We start from the raw sequence: 20,837 nt of genomic DNA on the forward strand, positions 1-20,837 counted from the left end.
GGATCAGCCGATGCCGTGATAGACCTGCTTGGCGTCGAAGTGCAGGCCGCAGTCCGGCACGCTCACCGCGTCGAAGAAACTGTCCGGCACCCCGGTGAAGTAGTTCTTGCCTTTCTCGAGGTTGTGGTTGGTCACCACGTTCAACGGCGACTGGATCGACTGCGGCACCTTTTCGCCCTGCAGGACGCTGAGCGCGACCTTCATCGACAGCGCGACCAGGCCGGCCGATTGGCCGATCGAGAGCATGGGGAAACCATCCTTGGCGGCGGCGAGCCGGAAACCGTTCTCGGCTTCGCCGGCAATCGGCGGCATCTTGCGGTTGTGCTGCTTGAAGGCGTTGACCACGCCGCTGTCGCCGCCCTCGCTCCAGACCGCATCGAACTGGGCTCCGGAGGCGATGGCATTGGCCGTGACCTTCTGCGCGGTGCCGTTATCCCAGTTGCCGTAGACCTCGGTGGTCTTGATACCGGAATGCTTGTCGAACACCGACTTGCCGCCCTTGTAGCGCTGCTGATCGACGAAGGTGCCGGCCACGCCGCGAACCACGAGCACATGGCCCTTGCCGCCGGTGTGCTTGATCACGAAATCGGCCCAGCGCTTGCCCATGTCGAACTGGTCCTGATTGATCGTGATCGCCTTGTCGGTGGTCACCACGTTGTCGAAGGACACCACCAGCACGCCGGCGCTGGCGGCTTTCTCGATGGTCGAATTCAACCCGGTCGGGCTAGCGGCATCGAGCACGATGGCGTCCACGCCGCTCAGGATCATCTGGTTGATCTGGGCGATCTGAGCGTTGACGTCGTTGCCGGCACTGGAGCTCTTGAAGTCCTTGATCAGCTTCTTGACTGCCGGACGATTGGCATACATTTTCGCGATCGTCGCCATCTCGGCGCGCCATTCGTTGCCGATGTACGAATTGCTCAGCGCGATCCGATAGGGAGGCTTCTTGGTATGCGGCCAGGAAAACGTCTGGGTGCTGCCGCTCCAGGCCTTGTAGCAGCTCGAGTTGTCGGCCCAGGCCAGCGAGGGAAGCGAGCCCATGAGCATGGCTGAGCCAAGGCCGCCCGCAGCCTGTTTAAGAAGATCCCTGCGTTTCATGAGTCGCTCCTCTGGTGTGACCGAGTCTTTGTTCTAATCCACGACTGGCGTAGCGGGCGCAGGCTTGAAGATATCCTGTCAACCTTTTATACCAGTCTCAATAGATTTATCAGCGCGACCGAGTATGCGCAACATACGCTTTCGTCGAAGATCGATACGGGGCAGAGGGACAGGCGCGTGATCGAGCCGGTTGGTCGCAAGCGGCTGTGCATGGTCGTCTCAACTGGGTGGTACAGGCGCGGATGCCGGGCTCGAATATGACCTCGGTCACGGGCAGTCCTGTGCACGGGCACCCGCCTGGGCCGGGGCGCACGCATCGGCAAGGCGATTGTTAATTCGGCATCAAAGCAGCTGACTTCATCAGCTGCTTTCAACGCCTTCAAAAATAAAAGCCGGCGCCTGCCCGTCTTTTATTTTCAAAGTCTTCGCGGCCAATGGTCGCGGCGAGCACGCGGTCGCATACTCGCGCTATTAACCCGAAAAATCATCTATTTTTGTGCCAGGTTAATAGAATAACCGGCTGAACATACCCACAGTGCAGCATCGGTTGTCCGGCGCTGCCGTTTGGAACGCCAATGGCTCGCTACCAAATCGAACGGACCAAACTATCCGATCAGGTCATCCGCCAACTCGAACACGACATCGTTTCCGAGTATTTCAAACCGGGCGATCGCCTGCCCTCGGAACGGGCGCTCATGGAACAGTTCGGTGTGGGACGGCCGACCATTCGGGAGGCGCTGTTCTCGTTGGAGAAGATGGGGCTGGTCGCGCTGGCCAGTGGGTCGCGGGCCCGGGTGATCCGGCCTACCCCGGCCGTGGTGCTGAACGGCCTGTCCGGTGTCATGGGCCATCTGTTGTCGAACGTGGATGGCCAGCACCATTTCCAGGAGGCGCGGGCGCTGTTCGAGGCGGCGATGGCACGACACGCCGCTGCACATGCAGGCCCGGACGATATCGCGGCGCTGCACACGGCGTTGTCAGCCAATGCCGAAACGCTCGGTGACGAAGCCGAATTCAAGCGAACCGATATCGCATTCCATCGCGTGCTGGCCACAATTCCGGACAACCCGGTCTATACCGCAGTCCACGACGCCATGGCCCAATGGTTGGACGATCGTCGCGCGGTAGCGCTGGAGCAGCCCGGCCAGGATCGCATCGCGCTCGCTGCGCACGAACGCATCCTGGAAGCGATCACGCGGGGTGATCCCGAAGCTGCGGACCGGGCGATGCGCGTGCATCTCGACCAGCACTACGGCGTTTATCGACGCATGCGCGCCGGCGAGCGGGAATAGCGCCGGCCGAGCCGGCGGTCTTACATGGTCGCACCCAGCTGCCAGGGCACGAACTCGTTGTCGCCGTAGCCGAATTCTTCACTCTTGCTGGACTTGCCCGAGGCCACTTCGAGCATGCGAGCGAAGATGCGCTCGCCGCACTCGGCCAGCGTCTCGTCGCCGGTCGCCAGAGTGCCGCAGTTGAGGTCCATGTCTTCGCGCTGCTGTTCGTAGAGCGTCGTGTTGGTGGCGAGCTTGATCGAGGGCGAGGGCTTGGCGCCGAACGCCGAGCCGCGACCGGTGGTGAAACAGACCAGATTGGCCCCGCCCGCGATCTGCCCGGTGGCCGCCACCGGGTCGTAGCCCGGTGTGTCCATATAGACCAAGCCCCGGGCGGTCACGCGCTCGGCATACTGGTACACATCCACCAGATTCGTGGTGCCACCCTTGGCGACCGCACCCAATGATTTTTCCAGAATCGTGGTGATGCCGCCCGCCTTGTTGCCGGGCGACGGATTGTTGTTCATTTCCGCGCCTTCGCGGCGGGTATAGGCCTCCCACCAGCGAATACGGGCGAGCAGCTTCTCGGCCACTTCCGGCGATACGGCGCGGCGGGTGAGCAGATGCTCGGCCCCGTAGATCTCCGGCGTTTCCGACAGGAGCGCCGTGCCACCGTGTTCGACCAGCCGGTCGACCGCATAGCCGAGCGCCGGATTGGCCGTGATCCCGGAATAGCTGTCCGAGCCGCCGCACTGCAGCGCGACACATAACTCGGAGGCCGGGATCGGCTCGCGTGCGGCCTGGTTGATCTCGGGCAGCAGCTCGCGGATCAGTGCGGTGGCCCGCTCGATGGTCTGGCGGGTGCCGCCGCTGGCCTGGATCGTCATCGAGCGTACTGGCTTGATCGCGCGCAATCCCTCGATGCGTTGCAGCCCGCCGACCTGCATCACCTCGCAGCCCAGCCCCAGGAACAGCACGGCAGCCACATTGGGGTGGTCGGCATAGCCCTGTAAAGTGCGCCTGAGCGTTTCGAAGCCTTCGCCCGAGTCCGCCATGCCGCAGCCGCCCGGATGGGTGAGCGCGATCACGCCGTCGACGTCGGGGTAGGCGTCCAGTTCGCCGGAAAAGCGAAACCCGTCGGCGATATGCCGGGCCGCGGTCGCCGAGCAGTTCACGCTGGATATGATCGCGACATAGTTGCGCGTGCCGGCGCGGCCGTCCGCACGACGATAGCCGGCGAAGGTGGCCGGCTGCTCGACAAAGCGGGTGGGCCGGGCGTCCTCGCAGAACGCATAATCGGGACGGATGTCGCCCATGGTCAGGTTGTGCATGTGCACGTGCTCGCCGGCCTCGATCGCGCAAGAGGCGAAACCGATGATCTGGCCGTAGCGCAGCACCGGTTCGCCCGCCACGATCGCGCGCGTGGCGATCTTGTGGCCGGCCGCGATGTTCGAAACCGCGGTCACGCCCGCGGCGCCCAGCGTTTCACCGGCCGTGATCGCGTGGCGCGCAATCGCGACGTCGTCGTCGGCATGGAGTTGAATCGTCGGGCTGTCACTGGCGATGGCTGCGGACATGGTGTGTCCTCTCCTCAGGTCTGCTGTCCCGGACCGCGCAAGCCCGTCTGAAACGTGGGTATAGCTGTTATACCCATGCGTATTCAATAGCGCTATGTTTCAGGCCGTGCGCGATCAGGGCGGACGCTCGAGGGGTCGCGCAGCCGTTGCCCGTGCCGCGACAGTCGCGGCGCTGCGCTGCCAATCGCTCGGCGGGCGCGACGTCGAACCGGGCGCGGGTTGTCGGGTTCGGCCGCATCTTTTCCGGCTTGCGGGTGATCGCCCTCGATCCGCGCCGCCTGTTCGGCGGCGAGACGCTGCCCGATGACGTGGCGCGCATGAACGCGCTCCGAGACGGGTCGCCGGCGCCGTTCAGCCGCGGCCCATGTAGGGCATGCCGTTGGCCATGATCGTCATGAACGGCACATTCGCCTCGGGCGGCAGTTCCGCCATGAAGCAGACCGCGCGCGCGACGTCGTCGACCGCCATCACCGGTTCGGCGGCCAGGTGGCCATCGGCTTGCGGTACGCCTTTTGGCATGGCCTCGGTCATGTCGCTGGCGGCATTGCCGATGTCGATCTGGCCGCAGGTGATGGCGTGCGCCCGGCCGTCGAGGTTGATCGACCGGGTCAGGCCGGTGATGGCGTGCTTGGTCGCGGTGTAGGGCGCCGAGCCGGGGCGCGGTACATGCGCCGAGATCGAGCCGTTGTTGATGATGCGGCCGCCGGCGGGCGCCTGTCGCTTCATCAGGCGATAAGCGGCGCGAGCGCACAGAAACGAACCGGTCAGGTTCACGTCGACCAGGGCGCGCCAGTCGGCCTCGTCGATATCGCCGAATTCAGTGGCGGGTATGTTGCGCCCGGCGTTGTTGAACAGCAGGTCGAGCCGCCCGAAGCGTCGTTCGATCCGTTCGAACAGGGCGTCCACCGATGTCGAATCGGCCACGTCGCTGGGCACGACCAGCGGGTCGCCGCTCAGCTCGGCGGCGACTTCGGCCAGCGGTGCCTGGCGCCGGCCGGTCAGCACCAGTTCGAAACCCGCCGCGTCGAGTGCGATGGCGCAGGCGCGGCCGATGCCGCGCCCCGCGCCGGTGACCAGCGCGATCTTCGTCGTCATATGCGTCCCCACGATGGCTGTTGCGAACCGATCGCCCAGCGTATCGCACTCACGGCCACGAACGCGCGACCGCGCGGGCCCCGGTCAGTGCCGGAAATGCCGCATGCCGGTGAACAGCATGGCGATGCCTGCCTCGTCGGCGGCCGCGATGACTTCCTCGTCGCGAATCGAGCCGCCCGGCTGGATTACGGCGGCCACGCCCGCCTCGGCGGCGGTGTCGATCCCGTCGCGGAACGGGAAGAAGGCGTCCGACGCCATCACCGAACCGGCCACGTCCAGTTCGGCGTCGGCCGCCTTCTGGCGCGCGATGCGGGCCGAATCCACGCGGCTCATCTGGCCCGCGCCCACGCCTACGGTCGCCCCGTCGCGGGCATAGACGATCGCATTGGACTTGACGTATTTCGCCACGCGCCAGGCAAACAGCATGTCCTGCAGTTGTTCGCCGGTGGGCTCGATCCGGGTCACGGCCTTGAGTTGGCGGCGGTCGAGCAGTTGGTCGTCGTTGTCCTGCACCAGCAGGCCGCCGGCGATCTGCTTGATGGCGAGACCGGCATTGTCGGTTTTTCGCCAGGGTCCGGTGATCAACACGCGCAGGTTCTTCTTGCCAGCGAACACGGCCAGTGCGTCTTCGGTGATCGCGGGGGCCAGAATGACCTCGGCGAACTGGTTGGAGGTGATCGCCTCGGCGGTATCGGCGCCGAGTTCGGCGTTGAACGCGATGATGCCGCCGAAGGAGGAGACCGGATCGGTGGCGAAGGCGCGTCGATAGGCGGACGTGAGATCGGGCGCCACGGCCACGCCGCAGGGGTTGGCGTGCTTGACGATCACGCAGGCCGGCGCCTGATCGAAGGCTTTGACGCAGGCCAGGGCGGCGTCGGCATCGGCCAGGTTGTTGTAGGACAGCGGCTTGCCCTGGGCGACGCGGGCATCGACCAGGCTCGCTTCGGTACGCCGACCGTCGGCATAGAGCGCGGCGCGCTGGTGTGGATTCTCGCCGTAGCGCAGATCGGCGCGCTTGCTGTAGACCGGCGCATGGCGCGCGGGCAGGACGTCGGACGTGCCGGCGCCGGCTGGCTGGTCTTCGCCCGCGAGGTAGGCCGCGATGGCGCGGTCATAGGCCGCGGTGTGGGCGAATCCCTTGGCCGCTAGGCGTTGCCGGGTCGCCTCGAGCGTGCCGCCATGCGCGGCCAGGTCGTCGAGTACGGCGGCATAATCGGCGCCGTCGACCACCAGCGTGACATCGGCGTGATTCTTCGCCGCGGCCCGCAGCATGGCCGGCCCGCCGATATCGATGGTCTCGATCGCGGTGGCGCGGTCGGTGCCGGGCTTGGCGATGGTCTGTTCGAACGGGTAGAGATTGACCACGACCAGGTCGATCGGTGCGATGTCCTGTTCGGCCATCACGGGGTCGTCGGTGCCGCGCCGGCCCAGGATGCCGCCGTGAATCTTCGGGTGCAGCGTCTTGACGCGACCGTCCATGATCTCGGGTGCGCCGGTATGGGTGGCGACATCGGTCACCATCACGCCGGCTTCGCGCAACATGCGCGCGGTGCCCCCGGTCGACAGGATTTCCACGCCGTGATTGTCGACCAGCGCGCGGGCGAAATCGGCCACGCCGGTCTTGTCGGAGACGCTGATCAAGGCGCGGCGGATGGGGGCGACGAAAGGGGTCGAAGTCATGGCGTGGCGATGGTGGCAAACAAAAAACCCGCGGCGCGGGTCGTCGGACGAGGCGCGCCGCGAGGCGGATTATTGATCGAGATTGTAACTGCGCAGTTTCTTGCGCAGGGTGCCGCGATTGAGGCCGAGCATGGCGGCGGCACGGGACTGGTTGCCGCGGTTGTAGTCCAGCACCCGTTCGAGCAACGGGCGCTCCACCTGCTCGAGCACCATGCGATAGAGATCCGTGGGCGGCGCGCCGCCGTTGAGCGACTCGAGATAACGGTCGAGGCTCGCCCCGACGTAGTGACTCAGCGGCTGTGCGTTGTCATCGTCGGCGTCGGAATGGCGCATCCGGATCATCAGCCTGGTGGGAACAGCGCGAAACTATAACGGCAATCGGCGTCCAGCAAAAGGCGACTATCGGTGGTGTCGGGATGCGGCGACAGCACGCTGCCCGACCAGCCTTGCCCAGCCGTCCTCCAGGACGGGTTGCGCGAACGTGAAGCTTGCTTCGTAGGCGGCCCGGACATCCTCGATCTGGCGCGCCAGCAGGCCGGCCAACACGACCGGCGCGCCGGGGGCGGCCAGCGCTGTCAGCGTGGGGGCCAGTTCGATCAGCGGCTTGGCCAGGATGTTGGCCAGCACGATATCGAACGGCTCGCCTTCGATCGCGTCCATGGGCGGGGTTGCGATGCGGTCGGATACCGCATTGCGGATCGCGTTCTCGCGCGTTGCCCGCACCGCCTGGTCGTCGATGTCGACCGCGACCACTTCGGTCGCGCCGAGGCGTGCCGCGGCGATCGCGAGAATACCGGAGCCGCAGCCGTAATCGATCACCCGTTTGCCCACCAGGTCCTGGCGGGCAAGCCAATGCAGGCAAAGGCGGGTCGTGGGATGCGTTCCGGTGCCGAAGGCCAGGCCCGGGTCGAGCCGGACCACGACGGCGTCCTCGTCGGCATCGACCGCCGCGCTGTGCGGCGCGATCCACAGGCGCTCGCCGAAGATCAGCGGCGGGTGCTCGGCCAGCCAGGCGCTGGCCCAGTCCTGGTTGTCGAGGGTGTCGGTTTCGATCGCTGCGTCGTCGCCCAGCGCCTCGCCGAGCGCAGCCACGATGGGTTCGGCCGGAGTGTCCTGGGCGAACAGGCCGATCACGCGCGCGCGCTGAAACGCGGGCTGGCTGTTCGGTATTTCCTCCACGGTCAGCTCGTCGCCGGCATCGAGTTCGGTGATCGCGTCGGCGCCGAAGCGCTCGAAGACGGCCTCCGCGAGTTGCGTGCGATGCGTGGTCGCGGTGATCTGAAGCCAGGCTATTGCCATGTCGTGCCTCAGACCTTGCCCAGACGCTCGCGGATCTTCTTTTCCAGCCAGTGGATGGACACACCGCCGGCCGCGAAATCCGGATCGTTCAGAATCCATTCGTGCAGGGCGAGATTGGTATGGATGCCGTCCACCACCATCTCGGACAGCGCCATATCCATGCGCGCCCGCGCCGCGTCGCGCGTATCGCCATGGGCGATCAGCTTGCCGATCAGCGAGTCGTAGTAGGGCGGCACGGTATAGCCGGCGTACATGTGGCTGTCCATGCGGATGCCGGGCCCGCCGGGCGCGTGGTATTGCGTGATCTTGCCGGGCGACGGGGCGAATGTTTCCGGGTGCTCGGCGTTGACGCGACACTCGATCGCGTGTCCGCGCATGACGATATCGTCCTGGGTGTAGCGCAGCTTCTCGCCGGCGGCCACGCGCAGCTGCTCGGCGACCAGGTCCACACCGGTGACCATCTCGGTGACCGGATGCTCGACCTGGATACGCGTGTTCATTTCGATGAAATGGAACTCGCCGTTTTCGTACAGGAACTCGAATGTGCCCGCGCCGCGATAGCCGATGCGCTTGCAGGCCTCCACGCAGAGGCTGCCGATATGCTCGCGCTGCTCGGGCGTGATGCCCGGTGCCGGCGACTCCTCGATCACCTTCTGGTGGCGACGTTGCGGCGAACAGTCGCGCTCGCCCAGATGGATCGCGTTGCCGTGTGTGTCGCACAACACCTGAACCTCGACGTGGCGCGGCAGCTCCAGGTATTTCTCCATGTAGACCTGCGGATTGCCAAACGCACTGGCGGCCTCGCGCCGCGCCATGTCGACCGCGCCGGCCAGGTCGTCCGGCTCGTAGACCACGTGCATGCCGCGGCCGCCGCCGCCGCCCACGGCCTTGATGATCACCGGGTAGCCGATGCGATCGGCGATCTCGCGGTTCTCGACATCATCGGCGGTCAGCGGTTTGCCCGAGCCGGGCACGCAGGGCACCCCGGCCGCCATCATTTCCTGGATGGCGGATGTCTTGTCGCCCATCAGGCGGATGGTTTCGGCTCGCGGGCCGATGAAGGTGAAGCCGGATTGCTCGACGGATTCGGCAAAGTCGGCATTTTCCGACAGAAAGCCGTAGCCCGGATGAATCGCGGACGCGCCCGCCACCTCGGCCGTACTCATGAGCACGGCCATGTTCAGATAACTGGCCGTGGCCGACGGCGGGCCGATGCAGACCGCTTCCTCGGCCAGCAGCACGTGCTTCTGGTCGCGGTCGGCCGTGGAATAGGCCGCGATCACGGGAATACCGAGCTGACGACAGGCGCGCAGGATACGCAGCGCGATTTCGCCGCGGTTGGCGATGAGAACCTTGTCCAGCATGAGTGAACCTCGGGTCAGGTCGTCGCGCGGATCGGGCTGCGACCCGGCGCCGACGCGGTGATGGGGTGGGCGTGGGCGTTTGCTCGCGCGCGGCGCCTCAACAGCGCGCCGCGCCACGTGATCATTTGATCACGAACAACGGCTGATCGTATTCGACCGGCTGACCGTTCTCGACCAGGATCTCGCTGACGATGCCGGAAGTCTCGGCCTCGATCTGGTTGAGCATCTTCATGGCTTCGATGATGCATACCGTATCGCTCGGGCCGACACTGTCGCCGACTTCGACGAAGGACTTGGCATCCGGTGCCGGCGCGCGGTAGAAGGTGCCGACCATCGGCGAACGGATGATATGGCCCTCGGCCACGGCGTCGCCGCTGCCGGCCGGCGCACTCGTGCCGGCCGCTGGCGCGGTATCCGGGGCAGCGGCCGGCGGCGGCGCGGCCGCGTACGCCGCCGGCGGGGCGCTCGGCTGGCTACCTGCCGGTGGGTAGCGGCCAATGCGGACCGATTCCTCACCCTCGGTGATCTCCAGCTCGGCGATGCCGGAATCCTCGACCAGCTCGATGAGTTTCTTCAGTTTTCGGATATCCATGGCGTGTCGATTCGCTCCTGTCGGCGCGGCGAGCCGATCGGGCCAGCGACCCGACTGCGACGCAAAGCGGCTGCCGTGCGCGTTCCCGCGTGTGTCTGGGAGCAAAGTGTGCCGCATGGCAGGGCGTGGCACAACTAGCGCAAGGTCGATCGCCGCCGTTCGCCGCCGTATTGTCGGCGAATCGCCGACGTTCGGGCATTTTGCACTGCATCATCACGGCCGTTGCCAGCGCCGCCCCAGCGCGTTCGCGACCCCGGGGCGTGTTGTCGGCGGTCGATGTTGCATGATCGCGGCAGGCTCGGGCCATGAGGCGGTCCCCGCGCCGAATCGCGGCAAGATGGCGTTTTTTCGGCGCTGAATCGCCCGCGGGGGCGAAAGGCACGGCTCCCTGCCCCCGCGGCCATGGGTCGGGACACTCAGGTGCCGGGTTTCGCCGCGATCTTGTCGAGCGCATGCAAAACAGTGGCGGCATCGACGGCGCCGACCAGGCGCTGCCAGGGCCTCTCGTTTTCGGCCGATGCGGGATAGAACAGCAGTGTGGGGGGGCCGAAAACGTTCAGCCGCTGCATCAGGCGCTGTTGCCGGGTGTCGTAGGCGGTGACATCGAACTCGATCGCGGTGACCCGTGACAGGGCCCGCCGCACGCGGGCATCGGCGAACACGGTGCGTTTCATGCGCGCACAGTCCACGCACCAGTCGGCATAGAAATCGACCATGGCCGGGCGCCCGGCGCGACGCGCGGCCGCCAGTGCGTGCGACAGCCCGGCGGCCGTGGTCACGCGATCGAATACCGCGGATTTCGCGCCCGCCCGGCCGGCGCCGGACGCGGGCGGCGTGGCGAGCCCGGCCAGCGGCGCCATGGCGCGCCCGCCGCCGATCGCAAGGCCGGCGCCCGCGAGTGCGGCATAGCCGACAAGTACGCCCACGACGATCCGTTTGAGCACGGTCGCGGGGATCGAAGGCGTGGCCCGTGTCGACAGATAGGCGCCATAGACCAGCGCCAGTGCGCCCCAGGCTGCGAGCGCCTGGCCGGGCGAGGCCAGCCGTGTCGCCAGCCATACCCCGACGCCAACCAGCAACACGCCGAAAAGGACCCGGACCTCGCCCATCCAGGGGCCGCTGCGCGGAAGCACGCCGACACCGAATACCGCGAGCGCGATCAACGGCGCGCCGATCCCCAGGCCCAGCGCGAACAACGCGAGTGCGCCGGTGAGCAGGTCGCCGCTCGACGAGATGTACAGCAGGGCGCCGGCAAGCGGCGGGGCCAGGCATGGCCCGGCGATCAGGGCGGCGAGAAAGCCGAGCGCGGCAGCGCCGGCGACACCACGCGCCGGCCGGCCCGGCCCGGCCAGCCGCGATTGCATGCGGACGGGCACATGGAACGAAAACCAGCCGAAACTCGCCGCTGCCAGAACGAAAAACACCGCGGCGAACGGCAACAGCACGCTCGGGCGCTGCAGCAGGGCCTGCAGGTTGGTGCCGAAATAGCCGGCGATCAGCCCGGACAGGGCGTAGGCCACGGCCATGGCCACGACATAGGCGCCGCTGAGTGCCGCGGCCCGGCGGCGGGAATGATCGCGCGTCCCGAGCATGCCGGCGACGAGGGGTATCATCGGCAGGATACAGGGGGTGAACGCCAGCCCGAGGCCCAGCACGAAGAACAGGCCGACCGTGTACCACAGGCCGGTCCGGCCGAGCCCGGCCGCGATTGCCACGCCGGAATGGCCCGATGCGAGGTCGTCGTCGGTGGCCCCGGATGGCCCCGGCGATGTCGACCCCGAAGCGCGCGCCGGCAGGGCCAGCGTGTTCTGCTGCGGTGGATAGCACAGACCGGCATCGGCGCAGCACTGATATTTCACCACCAGTCGGGCGCCGCCCGGCGGCGTGCCCATGACCGGAATGCTGACCTGCAGCCGGTGGCGATAAGTCTCCACTGCGCCGAAATAAGGGTCGCGGTGTCGATTGCCGGGCGGGATCTGCGGTGTGCCGAGCCGGGCATCGCCGCCATCGGCGAGATGAAACGCCAATGCATGACGATACAGATAATAGCCGTCGGCAATGCGCCACGACACGACCAGCCGATGCGGGCCGGGCTGCGTGAGCTGCGGGCTGAAGGCCTGGGCGGCCGGCAGCGGCGAGTTATCGGCGCGCGCGGTGTGCGTTGCCAGTCCGGTGAGCAGGATGGCGGCGACAAGCAGTGCCCGCATGGCCGGCGCCGGATGCGCGCCCGGCATCAGCGGGTCTGTTCGATCAGCCAGCTCATGTAGGCGGGCGCGCCATCGACGATCGGCAGCGCGATGCGCTCGGGCACATCGTCCGGATGCAGTTCAGCCAGACGTGCATCGATCGCCGCCAGTCGCCCGGCCCGGGTCTTGATCACCAGCAGCCATTCGGCGTCGATCTCCACCTTGCCCTGCCAGCGATACACGGACTCCACGCCGGAGACGATATTCACGCAGGCGGCCTCGCGATGCTCGATCAGCGCGGCGGCGATGGCGCGGGCGGTCTCGACGTCGGGCGTGGTGACGTAAACCACGCGTGGCTCGTGGTCGGCGGCGTCGTTCATGGCATTGATTCCGTGATCTTGTACCGGCGCGGGTTCGTGACCATATACCACGCATCGAGCGCGGTCGATGACCGCGCCGATGCAGCGGGGCCATGCGCCGTTGCCGCTGCTACACTCGCATCGACGCAATCGAAGGAGAATGTCATGGGTTTGAGACTGGGCGATACCGCGCCGAATTTCACCGCGGATACCACCGAAGGCGAGATCGATTTCCACGCCTGGCTCGGCGACAGCTGGGGCGTGCTGATGTCGCATCCGGCGGATTTCACGCCGGTGTGCACTACCGAGATCGGGGCCACGGCCAAGCTGTCCGACCAGTTTGCCAAGCGCAACGTCAAGCCGATTGTCGTGTCGGTCGATTCGGTCGAGGATCACAAGGCCTGGTCGAAGGACATCGAGGAAACCCAGGGGTCGGCGCCCGACTTCCCGATCATCGGCGACACCGATCGCAAGGTGGCCGAACTCTACGACATGATTCATCCCAACGAAGGCGACACGTCCACGGTGCGCAGCGTGTTCGTGATCGATCCGAACAAGAAGATCCGGATGACGCTGACCTATCCGAAGAGCGCCGGGCGCAATTTCGCCGAGATCCTGCGCGTGATCGATTCGCTGCAGCTGACCGACAATTACAAGGTCACCACGCCGGCCGACTGGCAGAACGGCGACGACGTGATCATCTCGCCGGCATTGTCGAACGAGGAAGCGAAGAAGCACTTCCCGGACGGCTGGAATGAGCTCAAGCCTTACCTGCGCATGACCAGGCAGCCCAATCGTTGATCGATCCGCGCCATGCCGCGTAAGCGAAAACGGCGTCTTCGGGCGCCGTTTTTTTGTGCGCGGTCGCCGCGCGGCTGCATAATGATCCGCCATTCAACAGCCGCGAATTCCCATGGCCGTCGACGACAACCAGCCCCAGCCGAAGCCCCGCCGCAGCCAGATCATCACCCAGGGGACGTCGCGTGCGCCCAACCGCGCGATGCTGCGCGCGATGGGTTACACCGACGAGGACTTCAACAAGCCCATCGTCGGCATCGCCAACGGCTACTCCACCATCACGCCCTGCAACATGGGCCTGAACACGCTCGCCGGCCGCGCCGAGGAGGCCCTGGAAACCGGCGGCGCCAAGTCGCAGATGTTCGGCACGGTCACTGTGTCCGACGGCATCTCGATGGGTACGCCCGGCATGAAGTACTCACTGGTCTCGCGCGAAGTGATCGCCGACGCGGTCGAGACCGCGGTCCAGGCCGAGGCCATGGACGGCGTCATGGCCATCGGCGGCTGCGACAAGAACATGCCGGGCGCGATGATCGGCATCGCGCGCATGAACGTGCCGGCCATCTTCGTCTACGGCGGCACGATCAAGCCGGGACATCTCGACGGCGAGGATCTCAACCTGGTGTCGGCGTTCGAGGCGGTGGGCCAGTACGCGGCCGGCCAGATCGACGAACAACGCCTGTACCAGGTCGAATGCAACGCCTGCCCGGGCGCCGGCTCCTGCGGCGGCATGTATACCGCCAACAGCATGTCCTCGGCATTCGAGGCGATGGGCATGAGCCTGCCGTATTCCTCGACCATGGCGGCCGAGGATGCCGAGAAGGCCGACAGCGCGGCCGAATCCGCGCGCGTGCTGATCCGGGCGATCGAGCAGGACATCAGGCCGCGTGATCTGCTCACGAAGAAGGCGTTCGAAAACGCGATCACGTTGATGATGGCCGTGGGTGGCTCGACCAACGCTGTGCTGCACCTGCTGGCCATCGCCCGGGCGGCCGAGGTCGATCTCTCGCTCGACGATTTCGAGCGTATCCGGGCGAAGGTGCCGGTGTTCTGTGACCTCAAGCCCTCCGGCCGATTCGTGGTCACGCAGCTGCACGGCGCGGGCGGCATCCCCCAGGTGATGAAGATGCTGCTCAACGCCGGCCTGCTGCACGGCGATACCCTGACCATCACCGGCGCCACACTCGCCGAGACGCTGGTCGACGTGCCGGATCAGCCGCCGACCTATCAGAAAGTGATCCTGCCGATGGATCAGGCGCTCTACGAATCCGGCCATCTGGCGATTCTGCGCGGCAACCTCGCCGAGGAGGGCGCGGTGGCCAAGATCACGGGCCTCAAGAAGCCGGCGATCACCGGGCCGGCGCGGGTGTTCGATTCCGAGGAGGAGGCCATGGCGGCCATCCTCGACGAATCGATCGTGGCCGGCGATGTGGTCGTGATTCGCTACGAGGGCCCGAAGGGCGGGCCGGGCATGCGTGAGATGCTGTCACCCACGTCGGCCCTGATCGGTCGTGGCCTGGGCGAGAAAGTCGGCCTGATCACCGATGGCCGATTCTCCGGCGGTACCTACGGCATGGTAGTGGGCCATGTCGCCCCGGAGGCCGCTGTCGGTGGCGGCATCGCCCTGATCGAAGAGGGCGACACGATCGTCATCGATGCGCGCGAGCGCAAGCTGCACCTCGAGGTCGACGACGACGAACTGCAGCGTCGCCGGGCGGCCTGGGCGCCGCGGCCGCCGAAGGCCAGTCGCGGGGTGCTGGCCAAATACATGCGCCTGGTCGGCAGTGCGGCGAAAGGCGCGGTCACCGATGAGCCGTTCGCGGAATAGACGCGCCGCCGTGCCCGAAGGCTCGGGTGCGGCTGTTCGTTGGCGCGCAAAGCAGGGCGCCCGGCCGTAACCGGGCGCTTATTTTCAGGCTATCGATCCGTCAGGTCTTGCATCGCTTGCATGGCCTTGCGGGTGATCAACGGCCGGGCGGCGTCGTAGATCAACCGGCGCATGCCCGGGCTGGCCGCCAGCACGACCCCGGCCGACAGGGCCCCGACCATGGTGATGCCGGGGTTGGCCTTGGCCCATTCCGTCGCCCGGTCGCCGATGACGGGACGCAGCTGCTCCTCGATTCGGCTATCCGGAGTGCGGTGCACCGCCACCGCCTTCGTCCTGCGGCTTGCCGTGGCAATAAGCAGCCCGGCCAGCGTGACCAGCAGGATCAAGCACAGCAGGCCGCCGCCGACGATCAGGGCCGCGATGCCCGGACCCAGCGGCGGGGCGATCAGCCAGAACACGCCCAGGGCGAGAAACACGATGCCGGCCAGCGCGATCAGCATGGCCAGCCAGGCCAGCATGTGCAGCGACACGGCAGCCGCTATCTTGCTCTTGAGGCTCAACGTGGGCGCCTAGCGGAGCAGCTTGCCCAGCACCAGGCCGATACCGAAGGCGGCAAATATGCTGGTGAACGGGCGGGCTTCGATTTCGGCGCCGACTTCCTTGCTGCGCCTGCTGGCTTCGCGGCGCAGGTCTTCGTAGCCATGGCGGGCCTGGTCAAGGCCTTCCTGGTAACGTTTTTCACCGCTGGTACGCACGCTTTCGGCCAGCTCGCGCAGGTCCTTGCGCAGGGCGTCCATATCCTTCCTGAGGGCGTCGGTTTCGCTCATGGGCCAATCCTGTCATGTCACAGCCGTATGGGAATTGTCAGCATAACGGCCTGATGCGGGCGGCGCCATACGTTGCATCCCCGAGGTCTCTATCGGCCGGCCGCGGGGCCCGCTGCCTCAGGTGAGGGCGAAGAAACGCGCTGCGTTGGCGGTGGTGATGCGCTCGATGTGATCCGGGGCGACGCCGCGGGCGGTTGCCACGCTGTCGCGCACCCAGGGTAGATAGGCCGGCTCATTACGCCGGCTCTTGGGTTTCGGGCGGATCGTGCGTGGCATGAGATAGGGGCAGTCCGTTTCGATCATCAACCGATGGTCGGGAATGTCGGCCGCCGCTGCGTACAGATCGGCGCCGCGGCGTTCGTCGCAGATCCAGCCGGTGATGCCGACATGCAGGTCCGCGGCCAGATAATCGGCGAGCACATCCGGGCCATCGGTGAAGCAGTGGACCACGGCCCGTGGCAGATTCGGCAGGTATTCGCGCAGTATGGCGAAGAAGTCGGCGTGGGCGTTGCGCTGATGCAGGAACACCGGCATGTCGTGTTCGGCGGCGATCGCGAGCTGCGCGGCGAACACGCGCATTTGCACGTCGCGCGGGCTGATGTCGCGAAAATAATCCAGCCCGGTCTCGCCGATGGCCACGATCTCGCCGGCCGTGGCCGCGCGGCGCATGAGCCCGGCCAGTTCGTCGCCCCAGTCGCTGGCGTGATGCGGATGCAGGCCGGCCGTGGCGAAGCCGCGCCCCGGGTGGGCCCGGGCGATAGCGATGGCGCCGTGGCTGCTGGCGAGATCGCTGCCGGTGACCACGAACCGTGTGACACCGGCCTCGGCGGCGCGCGCGATCACGCGGTCGCGGTCGTCGTCGAAGCTGTCGTGGGCCAGATTGGCGCCGATGTCGATCAGGGCCATGAGCGCATTGCCGATCAGGAAAATCAGCGCCGTAGTGTAGCGCGGCCAGCAAGTATGACCGGGCCGTGGCCCGGGCTTTGCTACACTTTTGCATCGCCGGCACGGGGCGACCGGAACCCGCCAACATCAATTCGAGGGATTCAATGGGCTATCGATACGCGCGGATGCGTGGATTCGGCGCCGTCCTGATCGCAATGACCCTGTTGTATGCAGTCACGGCCAGTGCTGCGACGCAGTATGTGAGCGATCAGTTGTCGATCAACATGCGCAGCGGGCCGGGTACGAATTATCGGATCGAGAAATTGCTGGATGCCGGCGATAAGCTCGATACGCTGGGCTCGTCTTCCAGCGGCTGGACGCACGTGCGCACGTCGTCGGGCGAAACCGGTTATGTACTGACCCGTTTCCTGTCCGATCAGCCGGCCGCACGCGAGCAGTTGGCCAGCCTCAAGCAACAGGTCAGCCAGCTGAAGTCGGACAATGCCGATCTCAAGAAGGAGCTGTCGCAGGCGCTGCACGGCTCGGACAAGCTGGGCGAGCTCAAGCGGAATCTGGTCGCCGAGAACAAGAAGCTCAAATCGCGGTTGCAGAACATCCGCGAGACATCCGCCGACGCGATCCGCATCGGCAAGGAGAACGAAAAGTACCGCAAGCAGCTGATGAGCCTGCGCTCGGACGTGGATCGGCTCAAGCACCAGAATCAGGCGTTGCAGTCGCGCCGTGACGGCATGAAGATCGGCGCGCTGATCCTGTTCGGCGGCGTCCTGCTTGGCCTGCTGCTGCCGCTGTTCCGGCGCCGTCGCAAGGGCAATTGGGATTCGCTCTGAGACTGCCCGGACGCGGCCGTCCCGCGCTGTCCATCTGAAATCAGCCTGACGCGATGGCACACCATCTCTCGCTGTTGTTGATTTCGATCATCGCGCTGGGCGTGTTCTCGCAGTGGCTCGCCTGGTGGCTGCGCATGCCGGCGATCGTACTGTTCCTGGTCTCTGGCGTGATCGCCGGGCCGGTGCTCGGGTGGATCAATCCATCCGAGGATATCGGCCCGGTGCTGTCGCCCATCGTGGGGCTGGCGGTGGCGGTGATCCTGTTCGAGGGCGGCCTCTCGCTGCGACTGCACGAGTTCAAGGAAGCGGCCTCGGGCGTGCGCCGTCTGGTCACGCTGGGCTCGATGTTGGCCTGGGGTCTGTACTCGGTCGCGGCCTATTTCATCGGCGATCTCAGCCTGCCGGTGTCGCTGCTGTTCGGCGCAATCCTGATCGTCACCGGCCCGACGGTGATCATTCCCATGCTGCGCCAGGCGGGGCTCAACCGCCGCACGGCGTCGTATCTGAAGTGGGAAGGCATCATCAACGACCCGATCGGCGCGCTGCTCGCGGTGCTGGTGTTCCAGTATTTCGTGTTCGCCGGCGCCTATCCCGGCGGTGGTACGCAGGTCTTCGTGGAGCTGGGCCTGGCGATCCTGATTTCGCTGGCGCTCGGCGGCGGCGTCGGCTGGCTGTTGGGCTGGGCCTTCAACCACATCTGGGTGCCGGAATATCTCAAGGCGCCGCTGACCGTTGCCTGCGTGCTGGTGATCTACGGTCTGGCCAGCGAGATCTTCGCCGAGGCCGGGCTGCTCGCGGTCACCGTCATGGGTATGGTCATGGGTAACATGAGCATCGCTGGCATGGCGGAACTGCGGCGGTTCAAGGAATACGTCACCATTCTGCTCGTTTCGTCCGTGTTCATCGTGCTGACGGCCGACCTCGATCCCAAGGTGCTGCGGCATCTGGACTGGCATGCCGCGGCCCTGGTGGCCGTGGTGTTGTTCGTGGCGCGTCCGGTGGCGGTGTGGCTGGCCACGAGCTTCACCGACATGGAATGGCGCGATCGCCTGCTGGTGGGTTGGATCGCACCGCGCGGCATCGTGGCCGCCGCCGTGGCCGGGGTGTTCTCGCCCACGCTGATCGAGGCCGGCTACGGCGGCGCGCAGGAACTGCTGCCGCTGATCTTTGCCGTGGTGTTCGCGTCGGTGATCCTGCACGGTTTCTCGCTGGGCCGGCTGGCGCGCTGGCTGCGGCTGTCGGTCGAACCCAACGGCGTGCTCATCGTCGGTGCGTCGCCGTGGTCGACCGAGTTGGCGCGGGCGTTGTCGAACGAGCTGCACGTTCAGGTGTTGCTGGTGGACTCGTCCTGGCATCGGCTGCGTACCGCACGCCTGGCCGGCGTCCGCGTGCTGTACGGCGAAGTGTTGTCGGAGACAATTCAGCAGTCGCTGGAGCTCAACGAGATCGCCTGCATGCTGGCGGCGACCAGCAACGATGCCTACAACGCCCTGGTCTGCTCGCATTTCTCCAACAGCCTGGAACACGATCGCGTGTTCCAGCTGCCGATGTACGCGGCCGACGAAAACAACGACGCCAAGGTCGTGGCCCGGCCGCTACGGGGCCGGCCGGCGTTCGACGAGTCGGCCCAGTATGAAGAACTCTGGCGTCATCATTTCCAGAGCTGGCAGTTCTACAAGACCCGGCTCACCGAGAATTACGGCTACGAGGATCTCAAGCGCGACCGGCCGCCGGAAGCCATCCCCATCGCCGTGTTGCACGATGACCGGACGTTGCTGCTGTCGCCCGCGGCGGGCGGCACGCGGCCGGATATCGGCGATACCATCATTTACTACGCCCCCAAGCGCACCGACGAGGATCGGCGCCGGGCCCGCGCCGAACGTGCCGAGGCCGCAAGCGCGCGTTCGGCATCGGCCGGCGACGGGGCATCCGAGGAACAGGACAAGGAGTCTTGATGAACAGTCTCAATTGGCCGGGCCAGGACAGCGCGAGTGGATTCATCGAGGGTCCGGACGGCGCACTCGAGGTCGACGTCGAACTGCCGGGGCGCGAGCCGCGCGGTTTCATTGTCGTCGCCCATCCGCACCCGCAGCAGGGCGGCACCAAGGACAACAAGGTGGTCTACATGACGGCCCGCGGCGCGCGCGAGGCGGGTTTCGCCACCCTGCGATTCAACTTTCGTGACACCGGGCGCAGCGAAGGCCGCTACGATGCAGGCCGCGGCGAGCAGGACGACCTGCGCGCCGTGCGCGACTGGGCGGCTGAAAACTCCGGCCTGCCCCAGGGCGGCCTGGCGGGTTTTTCCTTCGGTTCCGCGGCTGCGCTGCGTGTGGCCGCGGCCGACGGCACGCCGAGCCTGTTGACCATTGGTTTGCCGGCGGCTTATTTCGATGACGGGCTGCCGCGCCCCGATTGCGACTGGCTGGCCCTGTTCGGCGATCAGGATGAAGTGATCGACGTGCAAGCCTCGATCGCGGCGGTGGCGAAACTCGAGCCGCCGGTCGATGTCCAGATCATGGAAGGCGCGGGGCATTTCCTGCACGGTCGCCTGAGTGACCTGCGCAAGCGCGTCGAAGCCTTCTGGGCCCACCGGTGATCGGCAGAGGAATGAATGTGATGGGATTGTTCGATCGACTCAAGGAAGCCATCCAGCCCGCCGCGGATGGCGGCGCGCGCGATCCGCAGCGCGCCCAGCAGATTGCCGCCGCGGTATTGCTGCTTGAAATGGCGCACGCCGACAACAACCATAAGCCGGCCGAATACGACGAGATTCGCCGCCAACTGAAAACGCATTTCGGCCTGGCGGACGGCGAAGTCGAGGAGTTGATCGCCGCAGCAGCGCCGAAGGCGCGCGCCTCGGTGTCGCTGTACGAGTACCTCAGGACACTCAATCAGGGCCTCGATGTGCAGGAAAAGCGTGAAGTGATCGAGATGCTCTGGCGCGTGGCCTATGCCGACAACGAACTCGACGCGAACGAGGAGCATCTGCTGCGGGACCTGGCGGAATTGATGTATCTACCGCACGAGCAGTTTCTGAAAGCCAAGTTCGCGGTCACCGGTGAGTCGATCTGACCGGCCTGGGCGCGCCTGTGCGCCCTGCGCCGCAGAACACGGCGCGGCCCTGGCCCGC

At 66.3% G+C, this 20,837-nt stretch carries 21 protein-coding genes; 7 read left to right on the top strand and 14 right to left on the bottom strand.

The window, feature by feature from the left end:
- Window positions 1-3: 3 nt before the first annotated feature.
- A complete protein-coding gene (locus ACS8Y6_RS15000; protein ID WP_440855907.1) occupies window positions 4-1,098 on the bottom strand; it encodes a sugar ABC transporter substrate-binding protein in 1,095 nt (364 codons plus the stop codon).
- Between the two features lie 575 nt (window positions 1,099-1,673).
- On the opposite strand from ACS8Y6_RS15000, the gene nanR reads away from it, so the two are divergent.
- Window positions 1,674-2,390 (top strand): transcriptional regulator NanR, encoded by a 717-nt coding sequence (nanR, locus tag ACS8Y6_RS15005; RefSeq protein WP_440855908.1) that lies wholly within the window; start codon window positions 1,674-1,676, stop codon window positions 2,388-2,390.
- A gap of 20 nt (window positions 2,391-2,410) precedes the next feature.
- Here nanR and ACS8Y6_RS15010 read toward each other — a convergent pair whose 3' ends face one another.
- The 10 genes from ACS8Y6_RS15010 to cutA all read right to left on the bottom strand — a co-directional run bounded on the left by ACS8Y6_RS15010 (window position 2,411) and on the right by cutA (window position 12,542).
- A complete protein-coding gene (locus ACS8Y6_RS15010; RefSeq protein ID WP_440855909.1) occupies window positions 2,411-3,946 on the bottom strand; it encodes a UxaA family hydrolase in 1,536 nt (511 codons plus the stop codon).
- Between the two features lie 67 nt (window positions 3,947-4,013).
- Window positions 4,014-4,265: a hypothetical protein gene (locus ACS8Y6_RS15015; protein WP_440855910.1), complete on the bottom strand. Its 252-nt coding sequence runs from the start codon at window positions 4,263-4,265 to the stop codon at window positions 4,014-4,016.
- 32 nt (window positions 4,266-4,297) lie between these two features.
- On the bottom strand, window positions 4,298-5,041 hold the full coding sequence (locus ACS8Y6_RS15020; protein ID WP_440849189.1) for an SDR family oxidoreductase: 744 nt from the start codon (window positions 5,039-5,041) through the stop codon (window positions 4,298-4,300).
- Between the two features lie 84 nt (window positions 5,042-5,125).
- Window positions 5,126-6,721: a bifunctional phosphoribosylaminoimidazolecarboxamide formyltransferase/IMP cyclohydrolase gene (purH, locus tag ACS8Y6_RS15025; protein WP_440849190.1), complete on the bottom strand. Its 1,596-nt coding sequence runs from the start codon at window positions 6,719-6,721 to the stop codon at window positions 5,126-5,128.
- Window positions 6,722-6,790: 69 nt separating this feature from the next.
- Complete coding sequence (fis, locus tag ACS8Y6_RS15030; protein WP_440849191.1) at window positions 6,791-7,054, bottom strand: DNA-binding transcriptional regulator Fis; 264 nt, start codon at window positions 7,052-7,054, stop codon at window positions 6,791-6,793.
- 66 nt (window positions 7,055-7,120) lie between these two features.
- Complete coding sequence (gene prmA, locus ACS8Y6_RS15035; protein WP_440849192.1) at window positions 7,121-8,020, bottom strand: 50S ribosomal protein L11 methyltransferase; 900 nt, start codon at window positions 8,018-8,020, stop codon at window positions 7,121-7,123.
- A gap of 8 nt (window positions 8,021-8,028) precedes the next feature.
- Window positions 8,029-9,384 carry an acetyl-CoA carboxylase biotin carboxylase subunit gene (gene accC / locus ACS8Y6_RS15040; RefSeq protein ID WP_440849193.1) on the bottom strand — a complete coding sequence of 452 codons (1,356 nt, stop codon included), beginning with the start codon at window positions 9,382-9,384 and terminating at the stop codon, window positions 8,029-8,031.
- A 121-nt stretch (window positions 9,385-9,505) separates the two neighbouring features.
- Complete coding sequence (accB, locus tag ACS8Y6_RS15045; RefSeq protein ID WP_440849194.1) at window positions 9,506-9,976, bottom strand: acetyl-CoA carboxylase biotin carboxyl carrier protein; 471 nt, start codon at window positions 9,974-9,976, stop codon at window positions 9,506-9,508.
- 416 nt (window positions 9,977-10,392) lie between these two features.
- Window positions 10,393-12,183, bottom strand: coding sequence for a protein-disulfide reductase DsbD (dsbD, locus tag ACS8Y6_RS15050; protein ID WP_440855911.1), 1,791 nt, complete (start codon window positions 12,181-12,183; stop codon window positions 10,393-10,395).
- A 26-nt stretch (window positions 12,184-12,209) separates the two neighbouring features.
- Complete coding sequence (cutA, locus tag ACS8Y6_RS15055; protein WP_440849634.1) at window positions 12,210-12,542, bottom strand: divalent-cation tolerance protein CutA; 333 nt, start codon at window positions 12,540-12,542, stop codon at window positions 12,210-12,212.
- Between the two features lie 144 nt (window positions 12,543-12,686).
- Between cutA and ACS8Y6_RS15060 the strand changes: the two genes are divergently transcribed.
- Window positions 12,687-13,322, top strand: a complete 636-nt coding sequence (locus tag ACS8Y6_RS15060) for a peroxiredoxin (protein WP_440849635.1) — start codon at window positions 12,687-12,689, stop codon at window positions 13,320-13,322.
- A 112-nt stretch (window positions 13,323-13,434) separates the two neighbouring features.
- The gene (gene ilvD, locus ACS8Y6_RS15065; protein ID WP_440849636.1) at window positions 13,435-15,147 is read left to right on the top strand and encodes a dihydroxy-acid dehydratase; all 1,713 of its coding nucleotides are present in this window, start codon (window positions 13,435-13,437) and stop codon (window positions 15,145-15,147) included.
- 89 nt (window positions 15,148-15,236) lie between these two features.
- Here the strand turns inward: ilvD and ACS8Y6_RS15070 are convergent, their stop codons facing one another.
- The 3 genes from ACS8Y6_RS15070 to ACS8Y6_RS15080 all read right to left on the bottom strand — a co-directional run bounded on the left by ACS8Y6_RS15070 (window position 15,237) and on the right by ACS8Y6_RS15080 (window position 16,880).
- On the bottom strand, window positions 15,237-15,707 hold the full coding sequence (locus tag ACS8Y6_RS15070; RefSeq protein ID WP_440855912.1) for a hypothetical protein: 471 nt from the start codon (window positions 15,705-15,707) through the stop codon (window positions 15,237-15,239).
- Window positions 15,708-15,716: 9 nt separating this feature from the next.
- The gene (locus tag ACS8Y6_RS15075; RefSeq protein WP_440855913.1) at window positions 15,717-15,974 is read right to left on the bottom strand and encodes a DUF883 family protein; all 258 of its coding nucleotides are present in this window, start codon (window positions 15,972-15,974) and stop codon (window positions 15,717-15,719) included.
- A gap of 117 nt (window positions 15,975-16,091) precedes the next feature.
- Window positions 16,092-16,880 (bottom strand): TatD family hydrolase, encoded by a 789-nt coding sequence (locus ACS8Y6_RS15080; RefSeq protein WP_440855914.1) that lies wholly within the window; start codon window positions 16,878-16,880, stop codon window positions 16,092-16,094.
- 143 nt (window positions 16,881-17,023) lie between these two features.
- Between ACS8Y6_RS15080 and ACS8Y6_RS15085 the strand changes: the two genes are divergently transcribed.
- From ACS8Y6_RS15085 to ACS8Y6_RS15100, 4 genes are read left to right on the top strand one after another with little or no spacing between them, the layout of a single operon-like run.
- Window positions 17,024-17,707 (top strand): TIGR04211 family SH3 domain-containing protein, encoded by a 684-nt coding sequence (locus tag ACS8Y6_RS15085; RefSeq protein WP_440849640.1) that lies wholly within the window; start codon window positions 17,024-17,026, stop codon window positions 17,705-17,707.
- Window positions 17,708-17,760: 53 nt separating this feature from the next.
- Entirely contained in the window at window positions 17,761-19,662 is a 1,902-nt protein-coding gene (locus ACS8Y6_RS15090) for a cation:proton antiporter (protein ID WP_440855915.1), read from the top strand.
- The gene (locus ACS8Y6_RS15095; protein ID WP_440849642.1) at window positions 19,662-20,303 is read left to right on the top strand and encodes an alpha/beta hydrolase; all 642 of its coding nucleotides are present in this window, start codon (window positions 19,662-19,664) and stop codon (window positions 20,301-20,303) included. The genes ACS8Y6_RS15090 and ACS8Y6_RS15095 overlap by 1 nt, the downstream gene beginning before the upstream one ends.
- 20 nt (window positions 20,304-20,323) lie before the next feature.
- A complete protein-coding gene (locus ACS8Y6_RS15100) occupies window positions 20,324-20,779 on the top strand; it encodes a TerB family tellurite resistance protein (protein WP_440849643.1) in 456 nt (151 codons plus the stop codon).
- The last annotated feature ends 58 nt before the right edge of the window (window positions 20,780-20,837 follow it).

Source organism: Salinisphaera sp. RV14 (genome assembly GCF_052044135.1).
Lineage (GTDB): Bacteria > Pseudomonadota > Gammaproteobacteria > Nevskiales > Salinisphaeraceae > Salinisphaera.